The sequence below is a fragment of the Arenibacter aquaticus genome, from assembly GCF_003957295.1.
Lineage (GTDB): Bacteria > Bacteroidota > Bacteroidia > Flavobacteriales > Flavobacteriaceae > Arenibacter > Arenibacter aquaticus.
This window is the reverse complement of sequence record NZ_RQPJ01000021.1, coordinates 492,141-507,985: the sequence shown is the minus strand read 5'-3', so window position 1 is coordinate 507,985 and position 15,845 is coordinate 492,141. Positions and strand designations below refer to the sequence as shown.

Annotated in this window: 9 protein-coding genes; 3 read left to right on the top strand and 6 right to left on the bottom strand. The window is 41.2% G+C overall.

Annotation, left to right across the window (positions count from 1 at the left end; translation table 11 throughout):
• Positions 1 to 26 precede the first annotated feature (26 nt).
• From EHW67_RS18070 to EHW67_RS18055, 4 genes are all read right to left on the bottom strand, one after another.
• The gene (locus EHW67_RS18070; RefSeq protein ID WP_126163788.1) at positions 27 to 1,217 is read right to left on the bottom strand and encodes an acetyl-CoA C-acyltransferase; all 1,191 of its coding nucleotides are present in this window, start codon (positions 1,215 to 1,217) and stop codon (positions 27 to 29) included.
• Between the two features lie 107 nt (positions 1,218 to 1,324).
• Entirely contained in the window at positions 1,325 to 3,715 is a 2,391-nt protein-coding gene (locus tag EHW67_RS18065; protein WP_126163787.1) for a 3-hydroxyacyl-CoA dehydrogenase/enoyl-CoA hydratase family protein, read from the bottom strand.
• A 32-nt stretch (positions 3,716 to 3,747) separates the two neighbouring features.
• Positions 3,748 to 4,179 carry a MarR family winged helix-turn-helix transcriptional regulator gene (locus tag EHW67_RS18060; RefSeq protein WP_126163786.1) on the bottom strand — a complete coding sequence of 144 codons (432 nt, stop codon included), beginning with the start codon at positions 4,177 to 4,179 and terminating at the stop codon, positions 3,748 to 3,750.
• A 126-nt stretch (positions 4,180 to 4,305) separates the two neighbouring features.
• Complete coding sequence (locus EHW67_RS18055) at positions 4,306 to 6,078, bottom strand: AMP-dependent synthetase/ligase (protein ID WP_126163785.1); 1,773 nt, start codon at positions 6,076 to 6,078, stop codon at positions 4,306 to 4,308.
• A gap of 456 nt (positions 6,079 to 6,534) precedes the next feature.
• Between EHW67_RS18055 and EHW67_RS18050 the strand changes: the two genes are divergently transcribed.
• A complete protein-coding gene (locus tag EHW67_RS18050) occupies positions 6,535 to 7,644 on the top strand; it encodes a glycoside hydrolase family 10 protein (protein ID WP_126163784.1) in 1,110 nt (369 codons plus the stop codon).
• A 204-nt stretch (positions 7,645 to 7,848) separates the two neighbouring features.
• On the opposite strand, the gene purL is transcribed toward EHW67_RS18050, so the two are convergent.
• A complete protein-coding gene (purL, locus tag EHW67_RS18045) occupies positions 7,849 to 11,532 on the bottom strand; it encodes a phosphoribosylformylglycinamidine synthase (RefSeq protein WP_126163783.1) in 3,684 nt (1,227 codons plus the stop codon).
• A gap of 614 nt (positions 11,533 to 12,146) precedes the next feature.
• Here purL and EHW67_RS18040 point away from each other — a divergent pair.
• A complete protein-coding gene (locus EHW67_RS18040) occupies positions 12,147 to 13,958 on the top strand; it encodes an acyl-CoA dehydrogenase (RefSeq protein ID WP_126163782.1) in 1,812 nt (603 codons plus the stop codon).
• Between the two features lie 106 nt (positions 13,959 to 14,064).
• Positions 14,065 to 14,505: a hypothetical protein gene (locus EHW67_RS18035; protein WP_126163781.1), complete on the top strand. Its 441-nt coding sequence runs from the start codon at positions 14,065 to 14,067 to the stop codon at positions 14,503 to 14,505.
• Positions 14,506 to 14,575: 70 nt separating this feature from the next.
• Here the strand turns inward: EHW67_RS18035 and EHW67_RS18030 are convergent, their stop codons facing one another.
• A complete protein-coding gene (locus EHW67_RS18030; protein WP_126163780.1) occupies positions 14,576 to 15,793 on the bottom strand; it encodes an RsmB/NOP family class I SAM-dependent RNA methyltransferase in 1,218 nt (405 codons plus the stop codon).
• Positions 15,794 to 15,845 lie beyond the last annotated feature (52 nt).

Genomic DNA, 15,845 nt, shown 5'->3' with positions numbered 1-15,845 from the left:
TCAGTGCACCTGCAATGAGGTAAACCCTAGTTTAAAAATTCGAATATTCCGGCCGCGCCTTGTCCTGTCCCCACACACATGGTAACCATGCCGTATTTACCTTTCATATTTCTCTTTCTCATCTCGTCAAATAATTGGACCGATAGTTTAGCACCGGTACAACCAAGAGGATGCCCAAGGGCAATTGCACCTCCATTGACGTTGACTATATCATTATTTAAATCTAGCTCCCTAATTACTGCCAAGGACTGGGATGCAAAGGCTTCATTTAATTCAATCAGCTCCACCTCGTCCTGTTTTAGTCCGGCCTGCTTTAATGCTTTTGGTATAGCTTTCACCGGGCCAATTCCCATAATTCGCGGTTCTACGCCAGCTACCGCATAATTTACCAAACGGGCAATGGGTTCCAAGTTTAGTTCCTTGACCATTTCCTCGCTCATCACCAAAACAAAGGCGGCTCCATCACTCATTTGGGAAGAATTACCTGCCGTAACACTACCTCCTGCGGCAAAAACAGGACGCAGGCCTGCCAAAGCTTCCAAGCTGGTCCCTTTTCTAGGCCCTTCATCCTTGTTCACCGTATACTTTCTGGTGGCTTTTTTGTTGTTTTCATCCACATAGGTCTGTTCTACTTCTATTGGTACGATCTGACTTTGAAACCTGTCTTCGGCCTGGGCCTTCAAAGCTTTCATATGGGAGTTATAAGCAAATTCATCTTGGTCCTCTCTAGAGACTTTAAACTGTTTGGCAACTGCCTCGGCAGTATTACCCATTCCCCAATAATAATCCTCATGACCTGCTTTGGCCAGATCGTAATTAAGTTCCGTCTTGTATCCCGTCATAGGTACGGCACTCATACTTTCGGCCCCTCCAGCAATGATACAATCTGCCATCCCTGTTTGGATCTTGGCAGTGGCAATACCGATGGTTTCTATTCCCGAAGAGCAAAACCTGTTTACCGTAACTCCAGGCACATCAACTATATTCAGCCCCATCAGGGATATTAAACGAGCCATATTAAGCCCTTGTGATCCTTCTGGCATAGCATTGCCCACAATCACATCATCAATACGTTTCTTGTCCAGTTGTGGCAATTCTTTCATCATAAAGTGGATGGTCTCAGCAGCCAGTTCATCAGTTCTCTTAAACCTGAACACACCTTTTGGTGCCTTTCCAACTGCGGTCCTATATGCCTTTACTATATATGCTTGTTTCATTTTTTTTGTATTGATTTTTTATTATTCCACACAAGTTTCATCCTAACTTGCAAAATTTCAATCACTTAAAATAATGTTGCCCCAAGAGGTGCAATTCCCATGGTCTCCTAATTCCGTAATGGCTTTCCTGTTTTCAGCATATGTTGAATACGCTCCAAAGTTTTTCTTTCTGTACAGAGCGACAAAAATGCTTCACGTTCCAGGTCCAATAAATATTGTTCGCTAACCAAGGTAGGCTCCGATAAGTCGCCCCCTGCCATTACATAGGCCAATTTATTGGCTATTTTATGATCATGCTCACTTATGTAGTTACTATCTTCCATAGCATCCGTTCCTACTAGGAACATTCCCAAGGCCTGTTTCCCCAACACCTTTACATCTTTACGTCTTGGGGCCTGGGTATATCCTTGTTCTGCCATTAGTTTGGCGTAGGCCTTGGCGGTGGCTATCTGTCTGTCTTTGTTTACCACCACAATGTCCTTTCCTTTTTGTAGCACCCCCATATCAAAGGCCTCATAGGCAGATGTAGACACCTTGGCCATCCCAATGGTGAGGAAGTATTCTTGAAGTACATTTAATTCCACATCGTTTTTCCTAAAAGTGTCCGAGGCTCTCAATGTCATTTCCTTGGATCCACCACCTCCAGGGATTACCCCAACTCCAAATTCTACCAACCCAATATAGGTTTCGGCCGCAGCTACAACCTTATCGGCGTGTAGGGACAATTCACAACCACCGCCAAGAGTCATTCCGTGCGGGGCTGAGATTGTAGGGATTGCTGAATAGCGCATCCTCATCATTGTATCCTGGAACATTTTTATGGCCATATTCAACTCGTCATATTCCTGTTCAACAGCCATCATAAATATCATGCCAATGTTGGCCCCAACCGAAAAGTTGGGAGCCTGATTTCCTACCACCAAAGCTTGGAATTCCTTTTCTGCCAAGTCGATCGCTTTGTTCAGTCCGGCCAATACATCCCCGCCTATGGTGTTCATTTTAGACTGGAATTCCACATTAAGAATACCATCGTCCAAATCTTCTATAACTACCCCCGAATTTTTCCATACCTCTTTGGATTTTCTAATATTATCCAATATGATAAAGGAATCCTGACCAGGAATTTTTGTCATTTCCTTTTTGGGAATATCATAGAAATAGGTAGCGCCATCCTTAACGGAGTAAAAGGTTTTATTTCCCGAAGCCAGCATATGGGTTACCCAATCTGCAGGTTGAAAACCCTCTTCCTTCATCATTGTTATTCCCTGTTCAACGCCTATAGCATCCCAAATTTGAAACGGACCGTGTCCCCATCCAAAACCAGCCTTCATGGCATCATCTATTTTATAGAGTTCCCCCGTTATTTCCGGAATCCTATTAGAGGAATATGCAAATAGGGAGGAGAATGTCTTTCTATAAAAATCACCGGCTTTGTCTTTCCCGCCCACTAAAACCTTGAACCTATCAACTACATTTTCTATAGTCTTTGTAAGCTCAAGGGTAGAAAAACTGGCTTTTTTTCTAGGTCGGTATTCCATTGATTTTAAATCCAATGCCAAGATCTCACGTCCTTCTTTTTTATAAAACCCTTGTCCTGTTTTACTACCGAACCATTTATTTTCAATCATTTTACCAATAAAATCCGGAAGTTGAAATACATCCCGACTTTCATCGTCTTTGCAATTTTCAGCAATACCGTTGGCAACATGGACCAATGTATCAAGTCCTACCACATCAACCGTCCTAAAAGTGGCCGATTTAGGCCTACCTATGACTGGGCCGGAAAGCTTGTCCACTTCCTCAACGGTAAGCTCCAATTCTTGAACCGCATGAAACAAACTCATTATCCCAAAAGTACCAATTCTATTGCCTATAAAAGCTGGAGTATCCTTAGCTACTACAGCGGTTTTTCCCAAAAATTGTTCTCCGTATCCATTTAAAAACTCCAATACATCTGGAGAGGTCTTGGGACCGGGAATAATTTCAAAAAGTTTTAAATATCGGGCCGGATTAAAGAAATGGGTTCCGCAGAAATGCTTTTGAAAATCCTCACTTCGGCCTTCACTCATAAATTTTATGGGAATACCAGAGGTGTTAGAGGTAATCAATGTGCCCGGTGTCCTGTATTTTTCCAAGTTTTCAAAAACGGACCTCTTAATGTCCAATCGTTCTACGACCACCTCAATAATCCAATCTACCTCTCCTACTTTGGCAATGTCATCTTCCAGATTACCAGTGGTAATTCTTTGGGCAAAACTTTGATGGTAAATAGGGGAGGGTTTGGACTTTAAGGCCGTCACTAGGGAATTGTTTACCAAGCGGTTTCTAACTACCTTGTCTTTTAAGGTTAGCCCCTTGGCCTTTTCCTTATCGTTGAGTTCTCTTGGCACAATATCCAAAAGCAAAACTTCTACTCCTATATTGGCAAAATGGCAAGCAATACCACTACCCATAATCCCCGAACCAATAACTGCTACTTTTTTAATGTGTTTGTTCATCAATAAAAACGTATTAATTAGTTTTTTAATTTTTAATAGATTTTCTTTTCTGCAATAAGATGATTGATAATATCGGTTACCTCAAAAAAAGTATCCAACTTCTCATCGGACACATGTTCCCGTACCACTTCATTAAATCGCAAAACCGTAGCCTTGGAGTCGTTTCTTTTTTCCAGTCCAAATGCTGTTAGATGAATCAATACACCTCTTCCATCATTTGGATTGGGTTTACGCTCTATAAGCCCTTTTTTTTCCATACTCTTAAGGATCCTGGACAAACTGGTAGCTTCCATGCCCATTTTAGGCCCCAATGCCGTAGAAGGAGTGCCGGTTTTGGGATCTATACTCAGCAATGTAAACCCTACAGCCATGGTACTCCCAAATTTTCTAGCTTCTTCATTATACATCTTGGTCACCGCCTGCCATGTGGCCCTAAGCGCATAATCTATTGTAATATCTTTCATGTTTTGTTGTTGGTTGTCTCAAAGATAACAAAATTTACTATGCATGCATAATAAAACAACAAAAAAAGTTACAATACAAAAACAGCCCCTAATCAAAGAAGCTGTTATCAAAAAGACTAAATTTTCTTATCTACCATAGATATCGTTATACAGCCCGATATATTTTCCCTTTACTATTTTTCGTTTTAGTTTTAGGGTAGGAGTGAGGTGCCCTTCTTCTATGCTCCATACATCTGGGGTTAGCCTAAATTGTTTGACTTTTTCCCATTTGGCAAAACTATCATTGGCCTGGTCTACTTCTTCCTGTATCCTTGCATATACCTTTTCATTTTTCACCAAGCTCTCATTGTCTTCCAACTTTATGTTATGTCTTTGGGCCCAGCTTCGTACAAAGTCAAAATCGGGTTGTATAATGGCGGCTGGCATTTTCTCCCCTTCACCTACTACCATTATTTGTTCTATAAATCTAGATTGTTTAAACCTATTTTCCAATAACTGTGGGGCCACGTACTTTCCTCCTGAGGTTTTAAACATCTCCTTCTTCCGATCGGTAATCTTGAGGAATCCGTCAGAATCTATTTCCCCAATATCCCCAGTATGAAAGTAGCCGTCTTTTATAACTTCCTTGGTTTTTTCTTCATCCTTATAATACCCCATCATTACTTGGGGCCCTTTAACACAAATTTCCCCGTCATCGGCAATTTTGACCTCGGTATTGTTCAGTAGTTTACCTACTGTACCAATCCTGAACCCGCCGTTCCTCATATCATTAACGGAGACCACAGGCGAAGTTTCGGTAAGACCATAGCCCTCCATAACACCAAGTTCGGCCGCATTGAAAATTCGGGCTAACCTAGGTTGTAGGGCAGCACTACCTGAGGCGATAAGTGATAAATTTCCTCCTAAACCTTCTTTCCATTTACTGAATATCAGTTTCCTTGCAAGGGCCAATTTCTGCTCATACCACCAACCACACTGCCCGTATGGTTCATATTTCAATCCCACTTCAACAGCCCAGAAAAATAAATTCTTTTTTATCCCCGTCAATTCCGCTCCCTTGGCAATAATCTTATCATATACCTTTTCCAAAAGCCTTGGTACTGCAGTCATAACATGGGGAGCGCACTCCTTAATGTTTTCACTAATCTTGTCCATAGACTCGGCAAAGTGAATACTTACCCCCGCATAGAGGTATAGATATACCAGCATTCTTTCATAAATATGACATACGGGCAAAAAACTTAAACATGTAGTATTACCGTGCTCAATTGGCAAACGCTCTACGCTTTCCTTAACATTGCTTACCACATTATTGTGGCTCAGCATCACCCCTTTAGGTCTACCTGTGGTCCCAGAGGTATAGATTAAGGTAGCCAAATCCTCTGGTTTAACCCTCTCTTTTAATTCTTCTACCTCTTGTTGGTTGGAAGTATCCTTACCAAGTTCCAGTATTTCGCTCCAATTTTTACAATTATCCAATTCGTCAAAGGAATAAACATCCTTCAAATGCGGTGTATTGGCCTTTACGGCATTCACCTTTTCATAGACCTCCTTACAGGAAACAAAACAAAAGGTAGCCTCTGAATGATTTAGCACATATTCATAATCCTCTTCGGATATAGTTGGATATATAGGTACATTCTGGGCTCCAAGCTGAAGTATTCCTATGTCCATAATATTCCATTCCGTACGATTGGTCATGGAAATAAGTGCTATTTTATCATTGGGCTTAACACCCAAGCGAAGTAACGCCCTACTAACGGCATTAGCCTTGTCTATGAATTCTTGTGTAGAGGTAGCAACCCACTCCCCGTTATATTTGGTGACGAGGGATTTTTCTAAATTGAATTTCTCTAGTTGATAATAAGGAAAATCAAAAAGCCGCGTAATTTCTTGCATATGTTCTTAACTATTCGTCTTCGCAAATTAAGAAAAGGGAACGGTATTTTAAAATCACATTCGTATAAATGATATAAAAAAAATGAGAGGTCCATATTTTTTGGCTCAATAAAAAGGTAAAAATTAAATCTCCCCCATTAATTTAACCTATACACAGCTAGAACATTGACCTATTTTTCTATTCCTTTAATGCGCCCTGCACCAACCCATATAATACAATTAGATTTCCCCTTAAATATATTCATAGAAAACATAATACGCACTTAGAACCCCATTTCCATGTTGTTTATATTATTTCTAGGGTTACTTAGCTAAGTTTTATATATTAAAATGTACAAAATGATTAAGTTCAAAGTTTTAACTAATTTTAAGATAATGGCATGGAACCTCCTAGTAGTAAAATAGCTGGGGAACATGCTGTTTATATCCAATTATTAACACAAACAAACTAAACGAATGAAAAAAATTCTGGCAACTGTAGTAACTGTCCTTACTATGATTTCATGCGCGGAAAAATCCAAAATTCCGGTTTACGCATGGACAGGTGGTCCTGGCAAAGCCAGTGATCAGGAAATCCTGGAGAAATTTATGGATTACAAGGAAAAAGGAATTGATGGCCTTATGTACAATGGGGGGCATGACCCGGAAACCTACAAGCGGGTAGGTAAATTAGCAAAGGATGCTGGGATGGAATTTCATACCTGGGTACCAACAATGGTACAAGGTAAAAATCCAAAACTAAGCAAAGATCTCTATGCAGTGAATAGGAGGGGGGAGTCTGCTTTGGACAAGCCGGCATATGTTTCCTATTACAATTTTCTTTGCCCTAATAAGGAGGGAACTTTCAAGTTTTTGGCTGAATTGTACGGGGGCATTGCCGATGTAGAAGAGGTAGACGGCATCCATTTGGATTATATCCGTTTCCCGGATGTGATCTTGGCAGAAGGCCTATGGGATAAATATGGACTCACCATGCACGAGGAATACGATGTGGCCGATTATTGCTACTGTGACAAATGTGTTTCCGATTTCAAGGAAAAATCGGGAATCGACATCAAGGAGGTGAAAGACCCTTCACAAATACAAGAATGGAAACAATTTAGATATGATCTAATTACCAATGTAGTAAATGGTTTGGCCAAAATAGTTCATGAAAAAGGCAAAGAAATAAACGCTGCTGTATTTCCAGGACCTAGTAACGCAATGAAAATGGTACGTCAAGAATGGAACAAATGGGATTTGGATGCCTTTTACCCAATGAATTACAACGATTTTTACTTAAAAGGTCCGGAATGGGTTGGCGAAATCACCAAGGAAGAAGTGACCTCTGTTAATGGTGAAAAGCCTATTTATAGCGGACTTTTTATTTGCCCTAATCCAGAAAACAAAACAAATGAGAACGATCCCGAGAATCACGGTCTTTTACCTTCAGAGATAGAGACTGCTATTAGGGCTTCTATGGAAAATGGTGCTGCAGGTATTTGCCTCTTTACCCCAGAAAGAATGAAACCTGAACATTGGGAAGCATTTGACAAGGCTATCCATGCCGATTATTCCAAAAAGTAACAAACACTCCTACAGTGAAACCTTCCCCATTATTTTGGCTCCGGGAAGAAATCACAACTAAAAAGCCGTTGTTCCCCTACCAAGGAACAACGGCTTTTTTTACCTTCCACAATTAGAAGCAAAAAGATCTCTTTTTAATTAGGATGAATTAATTTAAAACCTGACAAAAAGCAAAATTATTCATCGCAATCCCATAAAATATCATTACTGCTTTGCCTCAAGCCATTTACGGGCATTGACGAAAGCTTCCAACCACGGTGTAACAGCATCCTTTCTTCCTGCAGGATAATGGGCCCAGTTCCATTGAAAAATAGAACGTTCTATATGGGGCATGGTCACCAAATGCCTACCGGAGGAATCACACAACATGGCAGTATTAAAATCGCTGCCATTTGGATTGGCAGGATAACCTTCATAACCATAATTGGCCACAATATTATATTGATCAGGTGATAAGGGCAGTTTAAATTTACCTTCCCCATGGGATATCCAGACTCCCAGCGTAGCTCCTTCCAAAGTGGAAAGCATTACGGAGTTGTTCTTCTGTATAGCCACTGAGGTAAATCCACTTTCGTGTTTATGGGAATCGTTATAGGTCATTTTCCCGTGTTCTGAATGCTCCGGATTAATCAATTCCAATTCCATAAATAATTGACAACCATTACAAATACCTATAGATAGCGTATCGGGTCTTGCAAAAAACTTCTTTAGGGCCAAATTTGCCTTTTTGTTGTATTTAAAGGCTCCTGCCCATCCTTTGGCACTCCCCAAAACATCGGAATTGGAGAAACCACCTACCGCACCAATAAACTGAATATCTTCCAAGGTTTCCCTACCTGAAATTAAATCGGTCATGTGTACATCCTTTACCTCAAAACCGGCAAGGTACATGGCATTGGCCATTTCACGTTCAGAATTACTGCCTTTTTCCCTTAGGATTGCGGCTTTTGGTCTAGTTGCTGGTTTACTAGGTAACGTACCCTCAAAACTTCTTGGAAAGATATAGCGCAATGGTTGCTGCTTATAATTGCTGTACCTGTCCTTGGCCAAGTCGTTGGCGGTTTGTTGTTTATCCAAGAGGTAAGAGGTCTTAAACCATGTATCGCGCAGAGATTCTATGTTCAATCCCATTTCCATGCCCTGGTTCTTAATGGTCAAGGTAGCATTTTCACTTACCGATCCAATTTTATAAAAGTCGATTCCACTGTCTACCAGTGTCTTTTCTACCGTGCTATCTTTTGCTTGAAAAACAATTCCCGCATTTTCCGAGAACAACAATTTTATACTATCTGCCTCGCCTATTGCACTCAGGTCCAAATTGGCCCCTAAATTAAGATCGGCGAAGCATAGTTCCAAAAGGGTTGTGATCAATCCCCCGGAAGCCACATCATGACCAGCAACAATCTTTCCTTCAAGAATTAATCCTTGTATGGTATTGAAAACCTCTTTAAATTTTAAAGCATCCATTATGCTAGGTGCTTCATCCCCAATAGTATTTAAAACTTGGGCAAATGAAGATCCCCCCAATTTAAAAGTATCTTGGGATAAGTTAATGTAGTAAATGTCCCCTGCATTTTTTTGCAATACGGGTTCTACCACCTTATTTATATCTATACAATTGGCCGCAGCAGATATAATAACCGTTCCCGGGGCTATAACTTCTGCATCCTTATACCGTTGTTTCATGGATAGTGAATCCTTTCCGGTAGGAACATTGACTCCCAAGGCAATGGCAAAATCCGATACAGCCTCTACTGCCTCGTACAACCTGGCATCTTCTCCAGGGTTTTTACAGGGCCACATCCAGTTGGCAGAGAGTGACACAGCGCTCAATCCGTCTTTTAAGGGGGCCCAGACCAAATTGGTCAAGGCTTCAGCTATACTATTCTTACTACCCGCGGCGGGATCTATAAGACCAGAAATTGGAGAATGCCCAATAGAGGTAGCTATCCCTTCCTTACCCTTATAATCCAAGGCCATTACACCACAATTGTTTAGAGGTAACTGCAAGGGGCCAGCGCACTGTTGTTTTGCTACTTTTCCGCCCACACAACGATCCACCTTATTTGTCAACCAATCCTTACTTGCCACAGCTTCCAATTGCAACACCTGGTCCAAATAGTCGTGAAAATGTTCCAAGGAATAGGAAGGAGCTGCGTATGTTCTATTAATAGACTGGTCTTTCATTATCGTCTTTGGAGAGCTTCCAAACATATCGGACAGCTCTAGGTCCATAGGACTTTCGCCCGTTTGGGCAGATTTAAAGGTAAATCGCTGGTCACCCGTTACATCTCCTACTTCGTACATAGGAGATCGCTCCCTATCGGCTATTCTGTGCAATTGCTCAACATCCTCTTTCCCTATTACCAATCCCATACGTTCCTGGGACTCATTACCGATAGTCTCTTTAGCGGATAGGGTAGGGTCACCAATGGGCAATTTGTCCAAATCTATTTTTCCTCCCGTTTCTTCTACCAATTCCGAAAGACAGTTTAAGTGTCCGCCTGCACCATGATCATGAATGGAAACAATAGGGTTATGATCATTTTCTACCATACCACGAATGGCATTGGCTGCCCTTTTCTGCATTTCTGGATTGGAACGCTGAATGGCATTTAATTCTATGGTGACCCCAAATTCTCCCGTATCGGCACTGGACACTGCTGCCCCTCCCATACCAATTCGGTAGTTGTCTCCACCAAGTATAACTATTTTATCACCTGTTTTGGGAACATCCTTAAGGGCTTGTTCAGCCTTACCATATCCAATACCCCCAGCTTGCATTATAACCTTATCGTAGCCCAATTTCCTATTTTGGTCCGCCCCAGAAGTATTGCCAGCCTCATCGTGTTCAAAAGTAAGTACCGAACCAGCAATCAAGGGCTGACCAAATTTATTCCCAAAATCAGAGGCTCCATTGGATGCCTTTATCAAAATATCCATAGGGGTTTGATACAACCATTCCCTTTCCTCCATGGCTTGTTCCCATGGCCTGTTTCCTTCCAACCTAGAGTAGGCCGTCATATAAACCGCCGTTCCTGCCAATGGTAAGGACCCCTTACCACCCGCCAAACGATCCCTGATCTCCCCACCGGCACCAGTGGCAGCACCATTGAAAGGTTCAACCGTAGTAGGGAAATTATGTGTCTCGGCCTTTAAAGAAATAACGGATTCAAAATCTTTTTCTTCATAAAAATCCGGTCTGTCTGCACTTTTGGGGGCAAACTGTACCACTTTGGGACCTTTTAGAAAGGCTACATTATCCTTGTAAGCCGATACAATGTCCCCTGGATTTTCTTGCGCTGTTTTTTTGATTAGCTTAAATAGGGAGCTGTTTTTTTCTTCCCCGTCTATTACAAACGTACCATTAAATATTTTGTGCCTACAGTGTTCGGAGTTTACCTGGCTAAAACCGAAAACCTCAGAATCTGTAAGTTTACGTCCTATTTTTTTTGACATCTGCTCCAGATAATCAACCTCTTCACTGCTTAATGCCAATCCCTCCTGTTCGTTATATTGTCCAATATCATCTATTTCCAGAATTGGGGCCGGTTCTACATTCACCGAAAATACGTCTTGCGTTAGCGCAGTATATTTTTGGGAAAGCATAGGGTCATAATCTTTATCGTCTTTTCCCACCGCCGTAAATTCCTCTATTCTAACAATACCTGTAATACCCATGTTTTGGGTTATTTCGGTTGCATTGGTACTCCATGGGGTAATCATGGCAGCCCTGGGACCAACAAAAAAGGCGTCTAATGACGCCGCGTTTATTTTAGGTTGGTTGCCAAACAACCACATAAGTTTTGCACTATCTTCTTGTGAAAGGTCGTTGTTGGTCTGTACCGCAAAAATCTTGTAGCTAAGGTCTCCGAAGAAATGAATCATCTAATTTGTAATTGTATGTTTTAGAAAGCAGCAAATTTACGGTTTTAATGTGTAATTTTTCAGTAGAATAGTTAACAGTTTTGTTTGTTGATTGTTAATTTCTAGCCCCTGTGTGCATTCGGCCCATAAAAATCCAATAATTACATGGGTTCCAAAAAGATCAAATCACATCCAATATTGTGTATCTCCCTGAAAGGAAAATATTTAAGCCCCTTAAGCAATTATCATCTTACCACATAAACAACGGCCTTTGTATGTAATTGCCCCTAAAAAGTCCATCATATAACTGCCCTGAAAGAAGTTTTCTTGTCTGTGAAAATACAAATGCGAACTTCTTGCGCCTGCCTATACTGTATACAGCGATTAAAATAAAATTTTATATAAGATGACAATGGCCAATCAAAATAGCATCCACTTTAGGGAGAGCCCTCCCACAAGAATACCGGTCAGGTACTAAGGCCATAACACTTTAATTGATACATAGCTTTCAAATTAAATTGTTCTAAATACACTGAAAAAGAGCAAATTTGATTTATGCTATGCTTATTTAAGGGCTGTTTTTTGTACCTTACCTAGGTGGTTACCCTAACTCTCTTCTAACTAAACAACGCTCTATGGCCAAGGAATATGTCGACATATATACATTAAAATATTTGTTATACCAGGTTCATGGACTGGACAAGCTTCTTGAAACAGAACGCTACAAAGATCACGACTTAGCTTCCCTGGACTTATTTTTGGATTCGGTCAAGGAGTTTTCCGATCGTGAGCTATACCCTTATTTTAAGGAGATGGATCAAAACCCGGCCCAATACCAAAACGGGACGGTAATGGTCCATAAACAGGTTGATGTAGTAATGAAGAAGGCTGGGGAAATGGGAATAATCGCAGGACCTTTGGACTATGATGTGGGGGGCTTACAAATACCCTTTATGATCCATACAGCCTCTACATACATTCAGGAGGCAGCCAATAATCATTTACCTGGGTACCCTGGTCTAACACAGGGGGCCGCGGAACTGATTGTTCATTTTGGTGATGACTACCTAAACAAAACCTATGTTCCCAACATGTTGGCGGGCAAATGGGGAGGCACCATGTGCCTTACAGAGCCCCAAGCCGGTAGCTCCTTGTCCGATATAACTACCAAAGCCATTCCTACCCAAGAGGGACATTACAATATCGCGGGACAAAAGATATTTATTTCCGGAGGCGATCATCAATATGCAGAAAACATTGTGCATTTGCTATTGGCCCGTATTGAAGGGGCCCCTTCAGGAACAAAAGGGATTTCCTTGTTTGTAGTTCCTAAGAATAGGGTAAACAAGGATGGAAGCTTAAGCAAAAATGATGTTCATACAGTAGCCGATTTTCAAAAAATGGGACAACGCGGCTACACTACCACCCATTTGGGTTTTGGTGATAGCGGTGACTGTCGGGGCTGGTTGGTAGGGGAGCCCCATAAAGGCTTAAAATATATGTTCCTAATGATGAACAGTGCTAGAATAAGTGTTGGAAGAGGAGCTGCAGCAATCAGTATGGCAGCCTACCACGCATCCCTGCAATACGCCAAGGAACGACCACAGGGCCGAAAACTCTCCAGCGACGGCAAAAAGAACCCGGATGAAAAACCCTCCCTGATTATTGAACACCCCGATGTGCGGCGAATGTTGTTGCTGCAAAAGGCCATTGCCGAAGGATCCCTGAGCCTGGTATTGAAAGCTGCCAAATATTATGATCTCATACAATCAACCGCGGACAAGGCCGATAAGGGAAAATATAGGCTGTTATTGGAAATGATTATCCCTATAGTAAAGGCCTATCCTACAGAGGCGGGAGCAATTGCGGTGAGTAACGGACTGCAGGTATTGGGGGGATATGGGTACTGTAACGATTTTATATTGCAGCAATACTTCCGAGATATAAGGATCTTTAGTATTTACGAAGGTACCACTGGCATACAATCACAAGATTTATTGGGAAGAAAAATACCTCTTGAAAACGGAAAAGCCCTAGAGCTATTATTAACCGAAATATTGGGAACCATAACGCTGGCAATGACATTTAAGGATTTGCATTCCCAAGCGAAAATTCTGGGGGATAAAATTAAACTAACCAGGAAAGTACTGGAGTTTTTAACCCCCTTCGCCAAAAAAGGTAATTATGAACGCTATCTGGCCGATGCCAATTTGTTCATGGAATTTTTTGCCCATGTAACAATAGGATGGATATGGTTAGAAATGGCCGTACGGGCACAACAGAGTTTGGAGGAAAAAAATCAGACCTATAGCAAGGAGTTCTATGAGAGTAAAATCCACTCTATGAAATTCTATTTTAAATATGAGTTAACCAAGACCCTTAGTTTAGCAGAATCCTTAATGCATGATGACACACTGACAATCAGTGATATGCGAAACATATTCTAATAGACTCCATTTTTTTTCTGCACTTAAGGTAGGGTGAAATACAAGTAGGTTGTTTTATATACAAACAGTGACTTTATAATTACTGAAACAATAAAACGACTTAGTTATGAAAAGAATACATTTTTTTAGTTTGGCCGCAATGTTTTTTATGTCTGCTGGATTATCAGCACAGGAGGTAGCACCATCAGAGGATGAAAAACTTTCTTATTACGAACAAAGAGCCAAGGAGGATGCACAATTTGAGCAATCGCAAGAATTAGCCGCTGAAGAGGAGGAAGAATTCTGGGAATCGCAAAAGGAATATGAGCGCAAACTTAAAAAAAGGGATAAAAAGGCCTATAAAGCTTATATGAAAGGTAAGCGGGATGCCTATGCCGAACACAGGAATCATTGTGATGATCATTGTCACCATAGCTCGCATTATCATGCCCATGCAAGTTTTTACTACTACAATCACAACCATTACCGCTATAGGAGTTACCCCAATCGTACTACGGTGCGCACCGGAATTGGGATAAGCGCTCCAAGTGTCCGAATTGGACTGTAAATATATAGCAAAAGCAAAGAGGCTGTTCACTAATTGGAACAGCCTCTTTTTTATTTTCCTCCACAAAGGTTTAGGCCAACTTTCTCTCCAAAAGGGCCATATAAAATCCATCGAAACCGGTCTTACAGGAAAATACATTATTATCCTTTACCAAGCTAAAATCTTTTCCAGCTTCCGATTTTAAAAATTGTTTTACCTGCTGTATATTTTCCTGAGGTAAAATAGAACATGTGGCATAGACCAACTTGCCTCCAGGCTTTACAATTCTACTGTAATCCTGTAAGATTTGTTGTTGCGTAACGGTAATCTTATCCAAGAATTCGGGCTGCAATTTCCATTTAGCATCCGGATTTCTTTTTAACACCCCTAATCCTGTGCAAGGGGCATCTATAAGAACCCTATCTGCTGAACCATATAACTTTTTAATAACTTTGGTAGAATCTATGGCTCTGGTTTCCACATTATGCGCACCATTTCTTTTGGCCCTACGCTTTAATTCCTTAAGCTTGTTGCCGTATATGTCCAGTGCAATTAATTGACCCTTATTTTCCATAAGCGCCGCCAGGTGTAAAGTTTTACCTCCTGCACCCGCACAGGTGTCCACTACACGCTGCCCCGGTTTTACCTCCAAAAAGCGAGCCACCAATTGGGATGAGGCATCCTGCACTTCAAACCATCCGTTTTTAAACGCTTCTGTTATAAATACGTTGGATCGCTCTTTTAACCTCAGGGCATCTGGATATCCTTTTATGGCTTCGGTCTCTATGCCAGTCTCCTGAAGGGCCCTTTTAAGGTTTTCTTTGGTAGTTTTTAGGGTATTTACCCTAAGGATTACCTCGGCTTGTTCATTTAAGGCATGTATTTCCTTTGTCCAAAGGGCTTCTCCCAAAGCCTCTACTCCTAGATCATCCATCCAATCCGGAACAGATTCCTTGTATTTACGTATTTTTGAAAGTTCATCAAATTTCCCTTTGATCCTTCTTTCCGGAGTAGGTTCAATTTGCTTCCAATCTGGTAGCTTTATTCCTTTAAGTACTGCCCAAACGGCAAACATTCTAAAAAGATTAGGCCTGCTATAAGGTGCCTTTACTTCGGCTATCTCGGCATATAACCGTTTCCACCTAACCATTTCGTAGGTGGTCTCCGCAATAAACCCCCTATCACGGGCTCCCCATCGTTTATCATACTTTAACACCTTTTCCACTACTTTGTCGGCATACTCACCTTCGTTAAATATGTAGCCTAAGGCATCAACAACGGCAAACACTAGATTTCTATGTAATCGCATTTTTAAAAATTAAGATTGCAAAGGTATTGTATTAGACGCTATTCCTCTTATT

Excerpts from the sequence above, each read along its gene's own strand:
- EHW67_RS18070 (WP_126163788.1), bottom strand. The coding sequence starts at position 1,217 with ATGAAACAAGCATATATAGTAAAGGCATATAGGACCGCAGTTGGAAAG.
- EHW67_RS18065 (WP_126163787.1), bottom strand. The coding sequence starts at position 3,715 with ATGAACAAACACATTAAAAAAGTAGCAGTTATTGGTTCGGGGATTATG.
- EHW67_RS18060 (WP_126163786.1), bottom strand. The coding sequence starts at position 4,179 with ATGAAAGATATTACAATAGATTATGCGCTTAGGGCCACATGGCAGGCG.
- EHW67_RS18055 (WP_126163785.1), bottom strand. The coding sequence starts at position 6,078 with ATGCAAGAAATTACGCGGCTTTTTGATTTTCCTTATTATCAACTAGAG.
- EHW67_RS18050 (WP_126163784.1), top strand. The coding sequence starts at position 6,535 with ATGAAAAAAATTCTGGCAACTGTAGTAACTGTCCTTACTATGATTTCA.
- purL (WP_126163783.1), bottom strand. The coding sequence starts at position 11,532 with ATGATTCATTTCTTCGGAGACCTTAGCTACAAGATTTTTGCGGTACAG.
- EHW67_RS18040 (WP_126163782.1), top strand. The coding sequence starts at position 12,147 with ATGGCCAAGGAATATGTCGACATATATACATTAAAATATTTGTTATAC.
- EHW67_RS18035 (WP_126163781.1), top strand. The coding sequence starts at position 14,065 with ATGAAAAGAATACATTTTTTTAGTTTGGCCGCAATGTTTTTTATGTCT.
- EHW67_RS18030 (WP_126163780.1), bottom strand. The coding sequence starts at position 15,793 with ATGCGATTACATAGAAATCTAGTGTTTGCCGTTGTTGATGCCTTAGGC.